Below are 20,027 nucleotides of genomic sequence, written 5' to 3'. Positions count from 1 at the left end.
TTATTTATGGCAGTTTAAGCGCTATATTCGCGTCTCCTGAATTTAGGGACGCCATCCACTGTTTTCACCTTAGTTTCTTTTATCTTTCCTAGATAAAAAAATTGCCTCTATCAGGCATCGAGAAAACAGCGCATTATCAACCGTTTTGATTGTGGAGACGAGGGTAGTGAAACAGAACACTACTTTGGTACATCAAGGCGACAGTACACTAGTACCTGTAGCTGGGTTAACGGTATTTGCTATCGCGTCAGGCTATTTAATGAGTTTAATTCCACTGTCTATGGACAGTTTTGGAATGGATACACTCTATGCTAGCTGGTTAGCAAGTATTTATTTTATCGGATTATTAATAGGTTCAGTGATGATAGAACCTATTATTGCAAGAATAGGGCATCGTCTTTCTTTCGTCGTATTTTTATTATTATTGGCAGTAACTGTCGGTATATTACCTTTAATGCCTTATTTATCAGTATGGATGGTTTTTCGTTTTATTGGTGGTATGGCGGTTGCTGGTATTTTTGTTGTGGTCGAGTCATGGTTATTAATTGGCGATAATCCTAAAGAGCGGGCTAAACGCTTAGGTTTTTATATGACCTCGCTGTATGGTGGCACAACATTAGGACAGTTAGCGATTGGTGCAATTGGCACACAAGGTGCAATTCCGTTTATGACGGTATTAGCCTTGTTATTAATTGCAGTATTACCGCCTCTGTTTTTTAAACAAGGGCAACCCCAAGGGCATGACCATAAAAGTTTATCACTTAAACAAATGCGCCGTTTAAATAAAGCTGCTTTAGTGGGCTGTATGGTCTCTGGTGTGGTGATGGGAAGCATTTATGGCATGATGCCCTTAGCATTAAACCAAGGGCAATTTACAACAGACCAAATAGGTGTGTTGATGGCAGCAATTATTTTAGGTGGAATGGTAATTCAGCCTATTATTAGTAAGTTGTCTGTGGCTATCAGCAAAACGTTGTTATTAGCGATGATGTGTTTAGTGGGCGTGTTTGCTATGGGGCTGACTTATCTTTCTAACGATTATATGGTGCTTATAATAGCACTGGCGTTATTGGGAATGTCTTCTTTTGCACTTTATCCTATCGCTATCACTTTGGCGTGTGATCATGTTAATGCAAGCTATATTGTTGCAATCACACAAGTCATGTTATTAAGTTATAGCATTGGTTCTGCCATTGGACCTTTAGGTGCAGGAATGTTTATGGCCCAAGCTGCTAATAATGGCATTATGAACTTCTTCTTTGTGGTGTTATTAGTGACAGCGATTTATATGCTTTTTGCCAGCTTACGGCGCAAAAGCCATATTGTGTTGAACTAACAATTTCTTTTACTTTGATCTTTTTCTCTTTCATTTTATTATCAGCCGAGCTTACTGTAAAAAGTAGCTCGGTTTTTTTATGTTATATTTAAAAATGAATTAAGATTCCACTTATATTTTTATACTGTATTTTATCAGTATAAACAGATCACCCAATCCCTTCTGTAAAGATAATGGATTTAACTTTTCATGGAGATTATATAATGAAAATAACGGTACCCTGCTTTTTACTTCTATTAATTATTCCTTTTTCAAGTGCCAAAGCAATAACGGCAGAGCAAAATAAAAAGCTGGTGGAATATGCCGCTGATTTACCAAGAGTCGTAATCTATGACTCTGATTATCGCAAAATAGATTACCCAAATGGTGATGTTCCTGCTTATAAAGGGGTTTGTAGCGACGTTATTATTCGTAGTTATCGTGGAATTGATATCGATCTACAAAAATTACTGCATGAAGATATTAAGGCAAATTTTTCAGCTTATCCGAGTAAACGGATGTGGGGATTGAATAAGCCAGATACAAATATAGATCACCGTAGAGTGCCTAATTTGGAGGTTTTTTTCTCACGAAAAGGCAAAGTAAAGCCTATTACCAAAAATGCAGAAGATTATGTACCCGGTGATATCGTTAGTTGGCGTTTAGACAACGGTCGTCCTCATATTGGTATCGTGGTAAATAAAAAAAGTTGGGACAATCAACGTTATCTTGTCATGCATAATATTGGCTTTGGACAAGTTGCCGAAGATGTTTTATTTTCATGGAAAATAACGGGGCATTTTGTTTACTAAATAAAAACAGGTATTAGAGAAAATAGAAACTTTTAATTTTTATAAAAAATAAAATAGAAGTAATAACAACAAAATAAATCTAAAAACTAAACGATAAGTAAAATAATGCCCATACTAATTTTATGTAAAGTATGGGCATTATTTCTGGGAAAGAATATTTTCATCAGAAATATTCATAATTATTCCTCTAAGCCACCGAGTAACATACTAACGACAGCAGTAGAACAGATAAAAGAAAGGAAAAGGATAAAAAAAGAGCTACTGATCATAATGCCCCCCAAATTCATTGCTATTTTTAAATAAAAAACCTCACAAAAGACACATTATTAATTCATTACCTTATATATTAGGTTATTTAAAAATAAAGTCAAACTAACGTATTATTTAATAATGATTTTTTGTGATGTAATTTTATTTTTTATAAAAACAAATAGATTGGATAGTGTTAAATGATCAGGAGGGGCTTAACCCCTCTGATGTCTTACGCAGAGTGAGGTAACGTAGTGCGTGTTAATGGTGGTAGACCATAAGCAGCTCTAGCACGATCACATGCTTCATTAGGAACACCATTTACCCAAGATTGTTGAAACTCACGACAAGGGGAAGGGCGCTGTTCGTAAATAGAACAACTTACACACTCACCCACTTCTCCAATAAGTTTGTCACAACGCGGTTTTTTAGAATTGGTGCCTTTCATACAAGAGAGGAAAGGAGTAAGTGGCTCAGTTAACTCATCAGGAACAACTCCTCCCCCACTCACCATTTCAGCCCAATAGAACGAAACTCTAAAATAGGCACAACAAGCGCCACAATGCATACAGGGATTATCCTGCATATAAATAAAATCATTAGAATGTTTGCTCATACCAGATACCATTTTATCTGACGTTAAAATGACAAAAAGCACGTTTTAAAGGTGCCGTCGTTTAAGAGAAGCAAAAATAAAGGTAGAGAAACGATGCTTCTCCTAGAGCAATCATTATGCGCCGAATGAAAAATATTTTTCAAGAGAAATGTTTCTGTATGCAGAACATATTTATTTCAAAATAGACTATTATTTTGTAAAAAATAGCTATGTAGACTATATGACTTAATGATAAGTGATTTTATTATTTAATACCTGTAAAAAGCACATCCCAGTTAGTATTAAAAACAATCAAAAATTGAGGTTTTAAATAAAAAGAAGCCCTATCATTTTTGATAAGGCATAAAAAAGCATAGACAAATAAGGTTGAAAAATGATCTATATTGTTTGCTTATGGAGGGGACTTAAAAAGGGCCTTTAAAAATAAATAAGGCGCCTGCACCAATTAAAAGAAAACCAATAAAGTGATTTAATGTGAAATTTTCGCCTAAATAAGTGACAGAAAAAATAGCAAAAATCGTTAACGTGATCACTTCTTGTATGGTCTTTAATTCTGCTGCGCTGTAATAATTATGGCCAATTCTATTTGCAGGCACAGCAAAACAATACTCAACAAATGCGATCAACCAGCTTAGAAGAATGACGATGATCAGAGGTTTATTGCCATATTTTAGATGACCATACCAAGCGAACGTCATAAAAATGTTAGAAATTATCAGAAGAATGATAGGTGTAAATTTGTAGAACATTATGCTCATACCATTGGGTGATTTTCTGGCGATTTTGCCAATAATAATGACATGAGATTACTGCAAAAAAAGCAGGTTTTCTATCAGTATGATAAGGAAAATGGTGTAATTTACATTGAGATTATTTTATGTTAAAAAACAGACATTGAACTATTAAATAGCAGAGTAATAACTTAAATTATTAAATACTATTTAAAATAAAGAAAGGTTATTAACCTTTCTTTATTGAAATAATAAGATAACGACTATTTAAATTAATTATCTTTATTTTGAGTGGCTATTAATAAATTATTTATTCTGGTCATTGATAAATTCTGAATTTCAAGTCTATCAGGAAGAGTTTTATCATCAGAGCTAAAATAAATATCAATTTCTTCAGTGATTTTTTCTTTTAATTTTATTGTTTCGTCATGAATTTTATTCATTTTAGGTATGATTTCATCTGTGTTTTGTGTGGTAAATTCAAATGCTTTTTGGTATTTTTCTTCTAATTTCTTAAAGTTATTATCAATACTATTTTTTTTGGTGCCTAAGAGTTTGATTTGTTTTTCTGAATAGAGATTAGCTTCTGTTTTTTCGTTCTTAATTTGTTGGTTTGTAATTTCGATAAGATGATTAACAAAGATACTGATTAACTTTTTACCTAACTTGGTATCTAACAATATTTTCTCTCGTAATGTTTCTATTTTTTGTTGATTACTTCCCATTTTTAAATTAGTGTTTTTTATTAATATAGTTGTCGTTTTTGTCGTTTCTGGGTCTTTGATCGCTTTGATGCTATGGGATTGATTTATATGTGATATTCTCATTTTTTAATACCTTTTTATATTTTGAAAGTTAAAATATCTTTATGTTTTATTAATGATGGAATAAATAAAACAAGAGTATTATTAATATTATAAATAGGTGGTTTTTATTAATATCAGATTTCAAACTAGACATTACTTTATGTTTTTTAATAGTATAAATATTAAAATAATAAGCTTTTTTTGAAAGAATTTTTTATCAGTATTAAAGGGAGGATGTAACACTTGTATTAATATGATATTAACTTATCAGACAATAATATTGAAATTTTTTTGAAAATTGGGTTATTGAAGGTGATGTATTGAGCTGAAAAAATTGAGAAAAGTTATTCACATTGATTGTGTAGATCAAAGTTCCCATCTGAAAATGGGAACTTTATCAGTAATTTTAAGGTTTTATATAACCTTTTTATATTGGTCAATCCTTTGACCATGACTTTAAGTTATTTAGTTATCGTACTTTTTATTGTTGATTTATATTGAATTAACAATCTTCTATGATCAAATAAGCCGCATGAACAGGGCCATGAACCCCCCATACTTTAATCAATTCAATGTCTGCTGTAGAACTTGCACCACCAATTAAATTGATACAAGACGGCATTCTTACGCCTTCTTGTGCCATTTTATGTAAACGTTCAGCAATTTGAGCTACTCGAGGCAAAATATCACTTTTACGTAGAATAACAATTGATGTTTCAGGTAATAAACTAACAGCACGCCCTTTTTCTGGTGAAGAAAATAAGACAATCCCTCCAGATTCAGTCAGACCTGCTTCTGCAAATACAATTCCAATTTGAGAGCGTTCCGCATGAATAATATTTTCATGACCAAGTTCTGGGTTCCAAATATAGGTTTCGTATTTTTCACTGATAGCTTTTGTTACACCTAGTGCATTTAGGCGATCATCACCACTTATTACCACTGAGCCTTTACAATCATAGCTTTCACAGAGATCAATTAAGCTATTGATGAGCTCTTCTGGTTTACTAACAACACATTTCACCATTTGGGTTTGTGCAAAATCGGTAAATTCTTTGCACAATTCATCTTGATTCAGATTAGCTAAACGTGTTTTAGCTAAATTATTCACTGGAGTTGGTTGTGGTTGCGGTTTATGCGCAATTGGACGCCCTAATTTTTCAGCAATAGTTTGCAAAAACTCATTACGGTTTTGTTCGTTTAACATATTATTTTTTTCCTTCTGCTTTATGGCGTTTAAACCAACTACGGAAGCTATAGCCATCCGGTTTAGGGAGATCTCGTGACTCCATCCAATCATTAAGAACACTGATTTTGATTGGTGTAGAACCATTTTTGATCATTAATCCCGCCATTTTCGCACCAACATTCATTCCCACTTTCCAAAGTGCAGGGTGTGAATTGAGGTAGTTAAACATACCTGTGACTCTGCGCTCTGCTTTCGGTGTTAAACCGGTTTCAGCCATCACTCGACGATGTTTTAAAATTAACTGAGCTAAAGGAATTTTGACTGGGCAAACCACATTACATGCATTACATAATGAACAAGCGTAAGGAAGATCGTGGAAATCTTTATAACCCCCTAGTAGTGGAGAAATGACCGCACCAATTGGACCTGGATAAATTGAACCATAAGCATGGCCACCAATATTACGATAAGCAGGGCACGTATTAAGGCAAGCACCACAACGGATACAGCGTAAAATATCTTTAAATTGTGAGCCTAAAATTTCAGAACGGCCATTATCCACAATCACTAAATGGAATTCTTCAGGACCATCAACATTGCCGGCTTCACGAGGACCAGTCACCCAAGTGTTATAACTGGTTAAACGAGAACCAACTGCGCTACGGCATAACATAGTAATTAATGGATCAACTTCTTCAAATGTCGGTGCCACACGCTCCATACCCATAACAGCAATATGGGTTTTAGGTAACGTGGTAGTCATTCTGGCATTACCTTCGTTGGTGACTAAACAGACGGTGCCTGTTTCAGCTACCGCAAAGTTACAACCAGTAACGCCAATATCAGCAGAGAGGAAATCTTGTCTTATACGTTGTCTAATGAAAAGTGTCATATCTTCAGGCGTTTCACTGCCTTCATAATTGAGTTTTTCATTTAAGACTTTGCGAATTTGATAACGATCTTTGTGGATTGCTGGAACGACGATGTGAGACGGTGGATCGTTATCTAATTGAAGAATATACTCGCCAAGGTCAGTTTCGATGATCTCAATGCCTTCATTTTGTAAGGCTTTATTCATCCCAATTTCTTCGGTGACCATTGATTTAGATTTTACGATCTTCTTCGCGTTTTTCTTTTTGGCAACGTCACAAATGTAGCGAGAGGCATCTTCTGCTGTTTTAGCAAAATAAACATGACCTCCGTTTTCTGTTACTTTTTCAGATAATTGATAAAGATAAGCATCTAAATTTTCAAGAACATGGTTACGGATTTGTTCAGCGCGATCTCGCCATTCTTCCCAATTTCCCAGCTCTTTGACCATGATTTGACGGTTAGCCCCAATGCGCTCTTGTGCCATAACGACCGCATTACGCATGATTGTGTCTTTCATTTCATGTTCTAGGCGAGGTCTGAAATCGATATCACTGGTTTTGATAGACATAGCAGGCTCCCTTATTGGCTCATTAAAACTTGTGCAATGTGCAACACTTTTACAGGGCGTTTTTCACGGCTTAGACGGCCTTGTATGTTAATTAAGCAACTTGTATCTGCACCAATGACATAATCAGGACTAACATCCATAATATGTTTTACTTTTTCGGTTACCATTTCGCCTGAAATTTCAGACATTTTTACAGAAAATGTTCCACCAAAACCGCAACAGGTTTCTGAATTCGCAAAAGGTAACATTTCAAGGCCCTCAACGTGTTTTAATAGTGTTAAAGGCTCACTAACAACACCCAGTTTTCGGGTTAAACTGCATGATGGATGATAAACCGCTTTACCTGGAAGACGGGCACCAACATCGACAACGCCCAAGGTATTAACAATAAAACTGGTTAAATCAATAAGACGATCGGCAACACCTTGTGCACGTAATGCCCATTGTGGTTCATCAGCAAGATAAGTTGGGTAGCCTTTTATGGCATAAGTACAGGAGCCAGCAGGGGAAATAATCGGGTAGTCATTTACTTCTAATGTTTCAATTAACGATTTCATGGCAGGTTTTGCGTTATTGACATAACCGCTATTAAGTGCGGGTTGACCACAGCAACCTTGGCGCTCTTGAAATAGTACTTCGCAACCTAATTTCTCAAGTAACAAGACGGTGTCTCTGGCTGAATCTGCTTTCAGCACATCACCAAGACAGGTCGCATAAAAATTAACTTTCATTAATCGAACTCCAAAACATCGCTCAGATGTTGTCATTTTTACTAAAGATAAAATTCTTTTTATTGCTTCGTTATAAGAGGAGAAGGGAATGGAATAAGCTCATTCCCTTTTCCTTATTAATTAGTTCATTAAGTGATAAATAATGCCGATCTTAGCCCCAAGAATAACGATATAGGCGATACAATATTTTAAGGTTTCACGCATAATGGCACTGCTTTGGCCATCCATTTTTGTCGCTGAAACAGCGATGGCGATACTTTGAGGTGAGATCATCTTACCGCCCGTTGCGCCAGAGGTATTGGCGGCAGCCAGGATGAATGGGTCAATATTAAGTTTAGCTGCAGCACTGGTTTGTAATTTACCAAATAGCACGTTGGAGTTAGTGTCACTGCCAGTTACAAATGTTCCCAATGCACCGATCACTGGGGCAATAAAGATAAATCCTGCACCTGTAAAATCGACCAAGGTTTCAGCAATACTGCCAATCATGCCACTGAAATCCATGACTGTTGCCATTGCCACAATTGCAGTGATAGCAATAATCGAGTTTTTCAGTTGGATAGTTGTTTTAACAAGCACAGAGATAAGTGTTGAAACGCTAGCACCTTGAATGGTTCCCCCTACAAAGCTAGCTAAAATAATCAACACACCTGGTGTGCTTAACCAAGCAATGGTTTGATATTCAGTTTGTGTTTCACTTAATACAAACGGGATCTTGGTGGAAATAGCCCCCGCCATACTTTGTATCGCAGGAAATAAAGGTGAACATGCTAAAATAAAGATAAAGGTAAACAGATAAATAGAACTAGCTACTAACAACTCTTTTCCAGTGTGTTTTTTGACATTTTTTTGTTTGTCACCACTGTTTTTCATGCGTTTAGCAAGGAAAATAACGACAATTAAGCTGACTAAGCTACCTGCAAACGCCGGTAATTCAGCACCTAAATTGGCTGCAACGATATATTGAGGGATTAGTGTACTGATACCACACATTAAGGTAATAAATCCGACACCTTTAATTGCTTTAATGCCACCACCCGCAATGGCTACGATGACAAAAGGTAAAAGGATATTGAATAATCCTAACTGAATAATGATGGTTTTACTCAACACTAATACATCAAGCCCAGTGTTTTGCGCCAAAATAGAAACGGGAATACCCACTGCACCAAAAGCAGTAGGAACGGTATTGGCAACTAAAGAGGCAACAGCGGCTTTAAAAGGATCGAATCCAAGTGCAATTAAAATACCGATAGGAATGGCAACTGCAGTACCATACCCCGCAACCGCTTCAAGAAATCCTCCAAAGCACCATGAGATAAGCAAAACTTGCACTCGTTTATCATCACTTATTCCTGCAAGCACATCTTTAAGTACTTCCATCCCCCCTGTTTTTAACATTAGGTTATAACTATAAATAGCAGCAAGGATCACGATAATGATTGGCCACAATCCTTTTATTGCGCCATAAAGCACAGAAACAGAGGCAAATTGAATGGTGTTGTTCCAATGGAAAATAGCAAGTGCAACAGTTATCACTAAAGAAACTAGTACGGCATGGTGAACGGCTGATTTCATTTTTAAGATCATAAAAATCAAAACCGCTAAAGGTACTATACCTAATAAGAATGAGAGATAGTCTGACATGATTATTTTTATCCTTAAGTTTGCAATTTTTATCGTTTATAACTGCGTTGGCAAACCTATAAGTTGGTCATTATATAATTGTGTAGGGTACTAGGTTTTATTAATGCTCTACTTTGCTGAAACGATAAATCATAAATAAAAAAAGATAGTTACTAACCTAAACAATGAAAGGTATCATTACTTAGGAAATTGTCAGGTTAGATTAGTTGGCTATTGTAGGGAATATTTATTGAGATGTAATAGAATAAAATCAATTGTGTGACAAATATAAAAAAATTCCTTTTTTCTCATTATTTGCTTGTTAATTGTCGTGTTTTTTGATGTTCATCAATGTAATTGAGTTATTAATGTTGTTATCAAATTGGTTTTTGATGAAAAAAAGAACGATATTGATGGTTCCAGCCATGTAACAGAACAGTGAAAGTAGACAGCAAATATCATTTTTTATGATAAAAACAACCATAATAACCATGTTGAATATTAAAATAAATTAATGTATTGTGATTGTATTTACTTTATTAGCAAATAAAATAAAAATTATCTTTCATTTATATTTGGTTTATTTTTTTTGTTTTTTAAATTTTCTTTCTTAAATTATTTTAAAAGTGTTTAAATCTTATTTGTAATAAACTTAATATTGATTTTTTGTTTTTATTTTATTTTTTACTATTAGTAATCATTTGAAGTTAAATATTGATTGTTTTTGTTTTAATTTTATCAATGCCTCTGTTTTTATTATTTGTTTTGTTCTTGATCCTTAGTGCTTTTTATTTGCATTTTTATTGTTTTATATTGTTTTATTTTTTAATTAAAAATTATTCATATTATTTGTTTTGATTTTAATTGTTATTTAATTTGTTATTTAATTTTTAATTATACTTATTTTATATTTTTATATTAACTGTTTAAATAAATTTTAATGTAAATTTGTCATCAATGATTAACTTCTTTTTGATGCTTAAGTCGCATGATTGTTCAGTTTTATGAGTTTTTTATTTGTAATACAAATCATGGAGATAACAAATACTTGATGAGAAGAATAATTAATAAATGAGAATGATTCTTTTTAAATTCACTCACATAACGGGATAGATAGAGTGATCTCGATCATATAGAAAAAAAGGTATAATTATATTTTTTATTTTTTTATCACAAAAAAAATAGACAATATATTTATTTTTAATAATAGAGAATGCCTTATTAAACCAGTTTGTTTACCATTTTAGAGAGTTTTAATGGATTTTTAAAGAAAAGGGAAAAAATGAAATGTTTTTGAAGTTATTGGGCTCATTTTTAGAAGAGATATAAATTTCACCTTAGTAATTGTCATACAAATAATCAAGATGAAAAAAAGATGGCCGAAAATGAGTGTACAGATAATCATTGTAGCGTTAACTACGTAATAATCTCTAATGAGGTATTTTCTTTTGATGGAAAGTAACCATTGCTTCTTTTTTCCTTTTTCGTTATCAGTATTTTTTTCACAACTAATGACATTATTGTGGGTAATTAATTGTGGGAATATTAATGATAAAAAGATTCTTTCCATCATCAAATAGCCCTATTTTGATAACAAAAATCAGCGATTATGTTAGTGATGTTTTAGGATTTAACATTTGAGACCATATTCTTTTTCTAAAAGAATGGGTGAATTAACAACAACCTGTCTGATATTAGGAAAATTGTCTGTATTTCATCGTTGATAAAATGACAAATAAAAAAAGAACCAAAGTGTGAGCTAGGTTCCTTTTTTAGTCACTGTAAATCGGAATTAAAGATGGATCGAAGCTGTGTAATGGCTATTTTTACATGGCAGTTGTGTCTAATAAGTATGCATTGTAGTCATAATTTATTATTTTTGTACGGTTGCTTGAGAGGAGCGTTGATATAAAGGCCACTTAAATATGACGTTAAGTGACCTTTATAAGAAGTTAATATCAGCGTGAATTAGGCGCGAGTGATCTGGAAGTAGTTCACTAATTTGTTAAGATTGAGCGCCTGTTCATTGAGTGAACCCGCGGCAGCAACCGACTCTTCAACTAATCCTGCATTTTGTTGCGTTGTTGAATCAAGCTGGCTTACGGCATTGTTGATTTGTGAAATACCATCACTTTGCTCATTACTTGCTTGTCCAATTTCTCGTAATAATGCACTGATTTCTTCAACATCAGTGATCATTTTTTGGATCTGTAATTCAGCTTGTTCCACTAAATCCATCCCTTCTTGTGTTTGGGTTGATGAATTTTCAATCAGTGTACGTATATCATTTGCTGAATCAGCACTTTTTTGTGCTAGTAATCTGACTTCACTTGCGACAACGGCAAAACCTTTACCATGTTCGCCAGCTCTTGCCGCTTCAACCGCAGCATTAAGTGCAAGAATATTTGTTTGGAAAGCAATGGAATCAATCAAGTTAATAATGTCTGTCATTTGAGATGATGAATTATTGATTGCTCTCATTTTTTCCGTTAACTGAAGCATCATTTCACCATTATGATGGACGGCAATTTCTGTTTTTTCAGCAACATTAATCGCATCAAGAGTATGCTCTGCAGTATTTTTAACCGTTGACGTCATTTGCTCCATTGAGCTTGCCGTTTCTTCTACGGAAGTTGCCTGTTCTTCTGTTCTTGCTGCTAAATTTTGGCTACCTGCTGTGATCTGCTCAGCGGCAGATGAAATGTTTTCAGCACCGTTTTGTACATTTTGCACAACATCTAATAGATGTTTTTTCATTTCAGCAAGCGCTTGCAATAACATTCCTGCTTCATCATGATAATTAGTGTTTACTTCTTGTGTTAAATCACCATTAGCAATCGCTTTAGCAAAGTTCACAGCTTCATCTAACGGGCGAGTAATGCCTTTCGTAATAAACCACCCTAAAACACTACCCAAAATAATGCTAATAAGTGTTAATAATACTAAAAATACTCTCTTCTCAATAAAATCGCGTTCAACAGCTTCACCTGCCGCATTCATTTTTTGATTTTGTAACGCAATAAATTCCAAAAGTTTATCGCGATACATAAGTTGAATACCTGCTGTTTTGGTGATCAATTCATTAACAGCGGCGTGCCGATTATTTTCGTTAAATGCTTTTACTACAAAATTTTGAGAGGTGATATATTTCTGACGGATCTCATAAACTTCAGCGAGTATTTTTTTTGACTCATCATCGTGAGCCGTTTCTTCTAACTCTTTTAGTAATTGAGCAACTTTGGCGGTGATCTCAGCTTTTTTACTCTCTTGTTCAGAGGCTAAACTTCCTTGCTCATCTAGCATGGTGAGTTGCTGAAAGATAATAAATTCATTGAAATTATTAATTAGCAAATTGGCTTTTACTGTGGCTGGATAGATATCGTCAACGACATCATGAATATCTTGATTTGCACTATTCAATCCCATTAATGCAAAACTAGAACCTAACATAATTAACATTACCAATGTTGTAAATGCGATAGTTAACTTGGTACGAATTTTAACGTTTTTAAAGAACATGCTTAACCCTGGATAAATAATAATTAATAAGTATTAGTAACTTATTGAAGAAAAGACAGTATCGGTAAGCAGTGACAGAACTTTAGTCATTAAACGAAATAAAGGCAGATAAAAAGACTTGCATTGATTTTTAACACACTATTTTTAGTGTGAAAAAGAGATTTCCTCCCTTTTTTTATCTAAATGTGCTTAGTATTTAATTTTCATTCAATTTTATAAAATTGAGAGTTAATTAATAAGAGCTCAAGATATTCTTTATTTTTTGTTAACAATTGTTTGCCTTGTTTTTATGTATGTTAATTTGATCTTGAAGATTAAGAAGATATCGTCTCTGAAAAATTTTCGGCTATGATAAACTGAGTGAGCCGCACAGGTAAGTTTATGGCTAGTGTTAAATATATAACTCTCCATACTTCTTATACTTAACTGACTTAAAGGTAACGCTGTATGCGCAGTGTATTTATATTTTTGAGCGTATTTATTTTAGGGTTTAGTCATATGGCGTATTCAGATCAAACACTCGTTTTTATAAGACATGGTGAAAAACCTGATAATGAAAGTGGGCAACTGACCTGTAAAGGATTAAATAGAGCCCTCGCTTTGCCTGATGTACTTATCAATCAATTTGGTAAACCTGATGCATTATTCGCAGCAGCGCCTAAACAAAGTAAGTTAGGTAATTCATTACGTTCACTTCAAACTATCTCTCCCATTGCTATTAAAATGTCATTACCTATCCATCTTCATTATCATGCTAAAGAGATAAAAGAGTTACGTGAAGACCTGTTAAGCCAGCAATATGAAAACTCAGTTATTTTTATTGCATGGGAGCATGATAATTTAGTCAAAGTGGCACGAGATATCATGAAGAAAGAAGGGGGAGATCCTAAATTAATCCCTAAATGGAAGAGTAGTGATTTTGATAGTATTTATATCTTAAAAATTATCCGAGAGGGTGATAAAAAAAGCATCATCTTTGAACAAAGACAACAAGGGTTAAATGATGTGTCGGACGATTGTGGTAAGGAGTAATTAAATAAGGATGGATAGTTATAGTTAATAAAGGTCGTTAAATAACGACTTTTATCTTTTGCTTAGTATATGAATTTTTTTTGTAAAATCTCTACATATTGTTATTGATCCGTCGGTTTATAGTACACCGCAACTTTCGCTTTAAGTGACGATACGATTTTTTTCTTCCACGGCAACATTGATTTTCTATTCATCATAAATAAATGCCCTACAGCAAGGCTATCAACGAGTTTAATTTTATAAACGGTATGTTTGAGTGATTGATATTCTAGCCATGGTTCAGGCACAACAGCGATATATGGACTGCTATTAATAGCGGGTATAACTTGTGCATATTCAGGACATTTAAATCCGATCGTTCTAAATAGTCCTCTTCTACGTAATTGCCTATCAAGTTCATTATCATCTTGAGACCAAGGTAAGCAATAAACATGTTTATAAGAAACCAATTGTTCAAGACTAAAATCGTCAATATTTTTTAAAGCTGATCTTAATGGCTCTCCATAAATAATAACGAGCCTACTTTTACCTATGGTTTCAAATTTTAAAGACGATACTGGGTTTTGATCTCCACCAACAGCAAAGAATAAGTCTACAGTGCCATCAAGTACTTCTTCATTACAGTTATCAAGTATTAAATAATCAAAAGGTGGATATATTTATTGCGAGTAAAGGAGATCGATTCAATTTATTAGATAAAATTAAAGATTTAAATAATGGAAATGAAAAGGCATTTTATGATGCTAATGGCCTTAAACAATATGTTGAAAAATCAAGAATATCCTTAATAAATCAATTAAACAAATAACTTTTAATAAAGAATGGAATATATATGTCATTAAAATATTTACTCCCCATTTTTGGTGCTTTTGTTTGCTCAAATTCTTATGCAGATGAATTAAAAATAGGCGCAGGCATTGGCATGTCTTTGCCATACGAAGGATCGGATAAGTATATTTTAATTCCAGATGCTATGCTGCAATATACAACAGAAACAAATAGTTTTGGTTTATTTAGTCTGGGCACCAGTGGAGCAAAATGGCAATTTAATATTTTTGATAATATTCATATTGCTCTGCTTGGAACGTATATGCAGGGTCGTAAAGAAGAAATAGGCTTTTCTGGTAGTAAAAATAAAGATTTAAAAGGAATGGGAGATCTAAAAGGAGCCGCTGGTGCAGGTGTTGAACTAAGTTACAATATTATTGGCCATTCTTTTTATATAAATTCGCTGACTGCTATTGGTCATAGAGATTATGGTGGTAAAAATATTGATAATGCCACTCGGTTCGAGTTTGGTATTAATTCGTATTTCGATATAAATAAAAATTGGTCTATTGATTCGAATATATCCACAAGATATGTAAACAAAAACTATAGTCAGGCTTATTTTGGTGTCACAGAAAAACAGGCACTTAATACTGATTATTCTATTTATACACCAAATTCTGGAATTAAGGATGCTGGTATTTTAATTGGAATAAATTATAAAATAAGTGAAGGGTTTTTTGTTAATTTAAAATCGGGTGGTTATTACTTGTTTGGTGATATGGCAGACAGCCCGATCACAAAACAGAAATACGGATTAGTAAATATAATTGGCCTATCATATCTTTTTTAAAGATCATGAAAATAAATACTAAATGTTTTTTATTTATATCCATGTTTATATTGAGTGGGTGTGTTGTTGGCCCAGGTTGGTATAAAGAAGGAGTAAGCTATGAAAACTCTCAAGATATATTAGCGAAGTGTAAATATGATATTGGTATCGCTAAAGTAAATATAAATGAAAAGCCAGAACTAATAGCTTAGTGTATGAAATCTCAAGGATATAGATATAAAAACTATTCACATACTTATTAAGTAAATGTTTTTAATAATAAAAGATGCTGATTTACAGCATCTTTTTTCTATTTATAAATAGTGTTGCTTTAATGTTGTTTAATCATCTTTAATAATATTTTATTAAAAATAATTTATAACATGAAAACTATATACAATATCGAGAGAAAAAATATAGACTGAAATAAAGGATTGATTGTTATAAACTAATATTTATTAGAAAGTAAGTATGTATAGCATACGGCTTTTTAAGCACTAAATTAGTTTTAATATAAAACTAATAGATAAATGTTCTGCGAAAAATTTTTTAACTGGTATAAGGTTTATATGGACTATCAATTCAAATCATATAGTAAGAATAGCAAGAAAAAATCACTGCCTATTTACCTTATCTTTATTCCTTTTGTTCTCTGGATAGCTTACATGGGTTGGTCAATAAGTTTACACCGTAGAGTCGTGATGTTTGAATGGTTTCCCAAATGGACTATTTCTATTACTTTTGCTGTTTTTTTAGGAATGATTGGGGGGATTTGGAGTATTTTTCGTCGCCCAATAAAACATGCATTTAAAAATTTCCTCTCGACTGGGTTTGCTGGTTTTGTATTAATAGTACCTGCATTTGATGTGCTGACGTATTTATTATCAGTGAATACAATTCGCTATCAGACAGAATATAAAATTACATCGCCAGGCCCTATAACCAACAGATTTGGTCGATGTGAACACGGTATATGGATAAAAGAAATCTATACTGAACGAGGGGCATTATTTTGTATTAGTGATCCAAAATCGAAAACTCAGAAAAACATAGGAACACTATGGGTCACAACAATGACGGGTCCTATTGGTTCATATATTGTTGAATATCAGTTCACACCATTCAATTCTTAATTATGGTTTTACATGTAATGATACTTCAAAGAGAATTATATTCTTGCCAAAGTGTCTAATTCCATCTTCAATAATCTCTTTATTTTTAATGTGTGACTATTTTTTATTGTGAAAATTGCCAATAAACACAGATTTATTGTTATATAGATCTAATAAATCACCAGCATAAATGCCTAATTCCTCTGGATTAAGAATATAATATTAATTTTCCGATAATAGTTTCTTCATCAAATTCTTTATAGTTATAAATATCACCTTGAATTTCAAATAAATTTCTCTCTTCATAATCGGAAGTTATTGATGTAAATTGATAATCAATATGACTTATTTGTTCTTTCATAATAACAGTTACTTTTTATTTTAAATGTAAGTAAGCATTTGTTGTTAATAAATGGTAGACTTTTTATAAGATTAAAAATAGCTGTTTTTAATTGATTTAACTTTATGTTTTACATGGTATTTATACTTTTGGATAATGCAATGTATCAATTAATAAAACAAGAAATAGGATCTTGCTGGACACATCAGGAATTAGATGAGATGTCTCATTCTATCGAATCATGCTTACTTATTTATAAAGTAAATGTGTCAGTGGTTGATTATTTCATGGGGTCATCATTTACTCTTTTTAGATTAAAAGTTGATGCTAAAATACGAGGAATGCATGTTAAATCATTGATAACTGAGTTATGTCGAGCCCTTAATGTTATTAATATTAAAGTAATTGATTTTTTACCAGGAACACCCTATATAGGATTACTGATAACGAATAAATATCGTCGATTAATTCCTTTTTCATCATGTTTTAATCAATGGTTAAAACAGAAAAATATTTCTCCATTATCGATTATGTTGGGTGAAAATATTATAGGGGAGCCTATCGGTATTGATTTGATCCCATGCCCACATTTATTAATTTCAGGTTCTATTGGTTCAGGAAAATCAACATTAATTCATTCTATTATTATGAGTATAATATATCGTCTATCTCCTAAAGAGATTAGACTGATTATATTTGATACAAGTGGAATAGAACTGACTCCTTACTTTAATCTTCCTCATTTAATGTTTCCAATAGTTGATGATATGTCTGAAGTTATCAGAGCATTAGATTGGATTATAGCTGAAATGAATAAACGCTATAAATTGTTTAGTGCTTTAGGTGTTAAAAGTATTGATAATTATAATGAAAAAATTATCCAAGCAGAAAAATTCAATAGATCAATTCCAGATCCTTTTTGGAAGCCCGCTAATATTAATGATGTTTCAATGCCTTTTCTGAAAGTTATGACTCCTATAATGGTTGTTATGGACGATTATATTCAATTTATATCTTATAATAATGAAATTGGTCGTAAGTTAATTACCTTAAGTCAATCAGCAAATATAGTTGGAATACACCTTATTTTATCTACAAGAAATCTATTATCATCGAGCATAGATAATCAACTGAAAGTTAATATACCGACTCGTATCTCTCTTACTATGCCTTCTAAAAAGGAATCACGATCTATTTTAAATCAAAATGGTGCAGAAGAATTATTTGGAAATGGCGATATGCTTTATTTATCACCTTATCTTGAAAGGTTAGAGCGTATTCAAGGTGCATTTGTTACTGATGAAGATATATGGCAAGCAATAGGTTACACTTTAAAATGGGAAAGGGCTGAATATATTAATTTAAACTCTAAAACTGATTATTTATTAAAAAATAGCGATTTTGATGAGTTAGATATTTTATTTTATGAAGTTGTTGAGTTTATCGCAGAAACAAATAGAGTTTCTATATCAGGTATTCAAAGAAAATTTAGAATTGGATATAACAGAAGTGCAATGATTGTAGAGCAGCTAGAAATGCAAGGATTAATAAGTATTCCTGATCATAATGGAACCCGAACTGTTTTAATATAATTTTAGGGGGTATTAACGATTTGTAGCGTAGATATAAATATATAACCATGTTCCAGTGTCGATTTAAATCGCCACCAAATCTATCCATTAATGCAGTTTGGTTTAGTTCATATGTTAATGAATTCTGATTGAAGCAATATTTACTGTTAGTTGCGCTGTGGACTAATGAGACAACGGCTATTCAGTCAATAATCAGTACTTTTTTTTCTTCAACTGTAGTGGATTTTGGACATTTAATCTTAAAGCTGTTTGGCCACATCGTCTACAATTTCGGCGTATTTAATACCGTTACGACGGATCGTATTCTCTAATGTTCTACCACCAAAATACTGTAGTTCTTGAACAAATAGGCATAGAGTTTCTTCATCTGATTTATTATAGTTTTTAGCGTTCAGTAACACACTTTTTACTTTATTTGACATTGAAAAATCATATTTACCAGTATTAGTTATGTAATCAATCAGTAAATCGATGTCACTTTAGAGTTTAAAATAATGGTTCTTATTATTTTCACGGAAGGTTATGGTAAGTAAATAGGTAGTCAATCTGAACAATAAATAATTAATTTAGGGAAATAATTAAGGTTTCTATGGAATATCAATTCAAATCATACAGTAAAGGTAGTAAGAAAAAATCATTACCTACTTACATTTTTATTATCCTTTACGGCTCTTGGTTAGCTTATCTATTTTTGTCGTTTTATTTAGGTGATAACATCGTATTATTTGAATGGTTTCCTAAATGGACGATTATTATTGTTTTTGCCATTTTTACAGGGATTATTGGAGGAATTTGGCAGCCCTTCTTTCGCCCATCAAAGTATGTAATCATTGATTATTATTGGGGCGGCTTTCTTGGGCTTATGTTTATTATTCCAACTTTCAATGTGCTTGTTTATTTATCATTAGACCAAACAATTCAATACCAAACAGAATATGACATCGTATCGCCAGGGCCTCCGTGCCTTAAATCCCCTCAATGTGAATATGGTATACGGATAAAAGAAATCTATACAGAAGAATGGGGTTTATGGTGCATTAGCGATCCAAAATCGCAAACAAAGGAAAATACAGGAACAGTGTGGGTTACAACAAAAACAGGACCTATTGGTGCATACATTGTTGATTATCAGTTTTCTCCTCCTAACTTTAAGCAATAAGTATTGGGTTATATAGGTTGATATAATGTTAGCTTTAGCCGCTCAAACCCACCTGATTTTATACGATAATCTTACCTAAACTTATTTTGTATACATTATCGGCAGTTAGCGTAAAAATAACTGACACTAACTCTGTGCTTGCCGATTATAACGGATA

The 20,027-nt window shown here is 32.8% G+C and carries 18 protein-coding genes and 1 pseudogene; 8 read left to right on the top strand and 11 right to left on the bottom strand.

Going from position 1 to position 20,027, the window contains the following annotated elements; translation table 11 throughout:
• The first annotated feature begins 166 nt into the window (after nucleotides 1–166).
• Nucleotides 167–1,336, top strand: a complete 1,170-nt coding sequence (locus DK866_RS01260) for an MFS transporter (protein ID WP_109407397.1) — start codon at nucleotides 167–169, stop codon at nucleotides 1,334–1,336.
• A gap of 203 nt (nucleotides 1,337–1,539) precedes the next feature.
• On the top strand, nucleotides 1,540–2,127 hold the full coding sequence (locus tag DK866_RS01255) for a DUF1287 domain-containing protein (RefSeq protein ID WP_244179633.1): 588 nt from the start codon (nucleotides 1,540–1,542) through the stop codon (nucleotides 2,125–2,127).
• Nucleotides 2,128–2,608: 481 nt separating this feature from the next.
• Here DK866_RS01255 and DK866_RS01245 read toward each other — a convergent pair whose 3' ends face one another.
• From DK866_RS01245 to DK866_RS01205, 8 genes are all read right to left on the bottom strand, one after another.
• A complete protein-coding gene (locus tag DK866_RS01245; RefSeq protein WP_109407394.1) occupies nucleotides 2,609–2,992 on the bottom strand; it encodes a YkgJ family cysteine cluster protein in 384 nt (127 codons plus the stop codon).
• 404 nt (nucleotides 2,993–3,396) lie between these two features.
• Nucleotides 3,397–3,741: a DMT family protein gene (locus DK866_RS01240; protein ID WP_109407393.1), complete on the bottom strand. Its 345-nt coding sequence runs from the start codon at nucleotides 3,739–3,741 to the stop codon at nucleotides 3,397–3,399.
• A gap of 254 nt (nucleotides 3,742–3,995) precedes the next feature.
• The gene (locus tag DK866_RS01235; RefSeq protein WP_109407392.1) at nucleotides 3,996–4,550 is read right to left on the bottom strand and encodes a hypothetical protein; all 555 of its coding nucleotides are present in this window, start codon (nucleotides 4,548–4,550) and stop codon (nucleotides 3,996–3,998) included.
• 481 nt (nucleotides 4,551–5,031) lie between these two features.
• Complete coding sequence (locus tag DK866_RS01230; protein WP_109407391.1) at nucleotides 5,032–5,736, bottom strand: LutC/YkgG family protein; 705 nt, start codon at nucleotides 5,734–5,736, stop codon at nucleotides 5,032–5,034.
• A gap of 1 nt (nucleotide 5,737) precedes the next feature.
• On the bottom strand, nucleotides 5,738–7,159 hold the full coding sequence (locus DK866_RS01225; RefSeq protein ID WP_036934851.1) for a LutB/LldF family L-lactate oxidation iron-sulfur protein: 1,422 nt from the start codon (nucleotides 7,157–7,159) through the stop codon (nucleotides 5,738–5,740).
• A gap of 11 nt (nucleotides 7,160–7,170) precedes the next feature.
• Nucleotides 7,171–7,890: a (Fe-S)-binding protein gene (locus DK866_RS01220; RefSeq protein ID WP_099659343.1), complete on the bottom strand. Its 720-nt coding sequence runs from the start codon at nucleotides 7,888–7,890 to the stop codon at nucleotides 7,171–7,173.
• 120 nt (nucleotides 7,891–8,010) lie between these two features.
• Entirely contained in the window at nucleotides 8,011–9,537 is a 1,527-nt protein-coding gene (locus DK866_RS01215; RefSeq protein WP_109407390.1) for an L-lactate permease, read from the bottom strand.
• 1,947 nt (nucleotides 9,538–11,484) lie between these two features.
• A complete protein-coding gene (locus tag DK866_RS01205; RefSeq protein ID WP_109407388.1) occupies nucleotides 11,485–13,035 on the bottom strand; it encodes a methyl-accepting chemotaxis protein in 1,551 nt (516 codons plus the stop codon).
• 447 nt (nucleotides 13,036–13,482) lie between these two features.
• Between DK866_RS01205 and DK866_RS01200 the strand changes: the two genes are divergently transcribed.
• A complete protein-coding gene (locus DK866_RS01200) occupies nucleotides 13,483–14,067 on the top strand; it encodes a histidine phosphatase family protein (protein WP_109407387.1) in 585 nt (194 codons plus the stop codon).
• Between the two features lie 101 nt (nucleotides 14,068–14,168).
• Here the strand turns inward: DK866_RS01200 and DK866_RS01195 are convergent, their stop codons facing one another.
• Nucleotides 14,169–14,702, bottom strand: a complete 534-nt coding sequence (locus DK866_RS01195; RefSeq protein WP_244179640.1) for a LysR substrate-binding domain-containing protein — start codon at nucleotides 14,700–14,702, stop codon at nucleotides 14,169–14,171.
• Between the two features lie 5 nt (nucleotides 14,703–14,707).
• Between DK866_RS01195 and DK866_RS20285 the strand changes: the two are divergent.
• From DK866_RS20285 to DK866_RS01180, 3 genes and pseudogenes are all read left to right on the top strand, one after another.
• Nucleotides 14,708–14,875 (top strand): annotated as a pseudogene (locus tag DK866_RS20285) (MBL fold protein); the annotation flags it as partial.
• Nucleotides 14,876–14,899: 24 nt separating this feature from the next.
• Complete coding sequence (locus DK866_RS01190) at nucleotides 14,900–15,688, top strand: MipA/OmpV family protein (protein ID WP_109407385.1); 789 nt, start codon at nucleotides 14,900–14,902, stop codon at nucleotides 15,686–15,688.
• Between the two features lie 644 nt (nucleotides 15,689–16,332).
• A complete protein-coding gene (locus DK866_RS01180) occupies nucleotides 16,333–16,800 on the top strand; it encodes a hypothetical protein (protein ID WP_244179632.1) in 468 nt (155 codons plus the stop codon).
• A 187-nt stretch (nucleotides 16,801–16,987) separates the two neighbouring features.
• Here the strand turns inward: DK866_RS01180 and DK866_RS19795 are convergent, their stop codons facing one another.
• A complete protein-coding gene (locus tag DK866_RS19795) occupies nucleotides 16,988–17,140 on the bottom strand; it encodes a hypothetical protein (protein WP_162556964.1) in 153 nt (50 codons plus the stop codon).
• A gap of 140 nt (nucleotides 17,141–17,280) precedes the next feature.
• Here DK866_RS19795 and DK866_RS01175 point away from each other — a divergent pair, with 140 nt between their 5' ends.
• Nucleotides 17,281–18,711, top strand: a complete 1,431-nt coding sequence (locus tag DK866_RS01175; RefSeq protein WP_109407382.1) for a DNA translocase FtsK — start codon at nucleotides 17,281–17,283, stop codon at nucleotides 18,709–18,711.
• A 239-nt stretch (nucleotides 18,712–18,950) separates the two neighbouring features.
• Here the strand turns inward: DK866_RS01175 and DK866_RS01170 are convergent, their stop codons facing one another.
• Complete coding sequence (locus tag DK866_RS01170) at nucleotides 18,951–19,133, bottom strand: hypothetical protein (protein WP_109407381.1); 183 nt, start codon at nucleotides 19,131–19,133, stop codon at nucleotides 18,951–18,953.
• A gap of 167 nt (nucleotides 19,134–19,300) precedes the next feature.
• Here DK866_RS01170 and DK866_RS01165 point away from each other — a divergent pair, with 167 nt between their 5' ends.
• On the top strand, nucleotides 19,301–19,870 hold the full coding sequence (locus DK866_RS01165; protein ID WP_109407380.1) for a hypothetical protein: 570 nt from the start codon (nucleotides 19,301–19,303) through the stop codon (nucleotides 19,868–19,870).
• The last annotated feature ends 157 nt before the right edge of the window (nucleotides 19,871–20,027 follow it).

Source organism: Proteus genomosp. 4 str. ATCC 51469 (assembly GCF_003144375.1).
GTDB lineage: Bacteria > Pseudomonadota > Gammaproteobacteria > Enterobacterales > Enterobacteriaceae > Proteus.
The sequence above is the reverse complement of the archived record's forward strand: the minus strand, read 5'-3'. Positions and strand labels throughout refer to the sequence as shown.

Bases quoted from the DNA above. Each gene is read 5' to 3' on its own strand.
- DK866_RS19795 (WP_162556964.1), bottom strand. From the start codon at position 17,140: ATGAAAGAACAAATAAGTCATATTGATTATCAATTTACATCAATAACT.
- DK866_RS01205 (WP_109407388.1), bottom strand. From the start codon at position 13,035: ATGTTCTTTAAAAACGTTAAAATTCGTACCAAGTTAACTATCGCATTT.
- DK866_RS01165 (WP_109407380.1), top strand. From the start codon at position 19,301: ATGGAATATCAATTCAAATCATACAGTAAAGGTAGTAAGAAAAAATCA.
- DK866_RS01240 (WP_109407393.1), bottom strand. From the start codon at position 3,741: ATGTTCTACAAATTTACACCTATCATTCTTCTGATAATTTCTAACATT.
- DK866_RS01200 (WP_109407387.1), top strand. From the start codon at position 13,483: ATGCGCAGTGTATTTATATTTTTGAGCGTATTTATTTTAGGGTTTAGT.
- DK866_RS01215 (WP_109407390.1), bottom strand. From the start codon at position 9,537: ATGTCAGACTATCTCTCATTCTTATTAGGTATAGTACCTTTAGCGGTT.
- DK866_RS01230 (WP_109407391.1), bottom strand. From the start codon at position 5,736: ATGTTAAACGAACAAAACCGTAATGAGTTTTTGCAAACTATTGCTGAA.
- DK866_RS01225 (WP_036934851.1), bottom strand. From the start codon at position 7,159: ATGTCTATCAAAACCAGTGATATCGATTTCAGACCTCGCCTAGAACAT.
- DK866_RS01255 (WP_244179633.1), top strand. From the start codon at position 1,540: ATGAAAATAACGGTACCCTGCTTTTTACTTCTATTAATTATTCCTTTT.
- DK866_RS01190 (WP_109407385.1), top strand. From the start codon at position 14,900: ATGTCATTAAAATATTTACTCCCCATTTTTGGTGCTTTTGTTTGCTCA.
- DK866_RS01220 (WP_099659343.1), bottom strand. From the start codon at position 7,890: ATGAAAGTTAATTTTTATGCGACCTGTCTTGGTGATGTGCTGAAAGCA.
- DK866_RS01170 (WP_109407381.1), bottom strand. From the start codon at position 19,133: ATGTCAAATAAAGTAAAAAGTGTGTTACTGAACGCTAAAAACTATAAT.
- DK866_RS01245 (WP_109407394.1), bottom strand. From the start codon at position 2,992: ATGAGCAAACATTCTAATGATTTTATTTATATGCAGGATAATCCCTGT.
- DK866_RS01180 (WP_244179632.1), top strand. From the start codon at position 16,333: ATGGGTTGGTCAATAAGTTTACACCGTAGAGTCGTGATGTTTGAATGG.
- DK866_RS01175 (WP_109407382.1), top strand. From the start codon at position 17,281: ATGTATCAATTAATAAAACAAGAAATAGGATCTTGCTGGACACATCAG.
- DK866_RS01235 (WP_109407392.1), bottom strand. From the start codon at position 4,550: ATGAGAATATCACATATAAATCAATCCCATAGCATCAAAGCGATCAAA.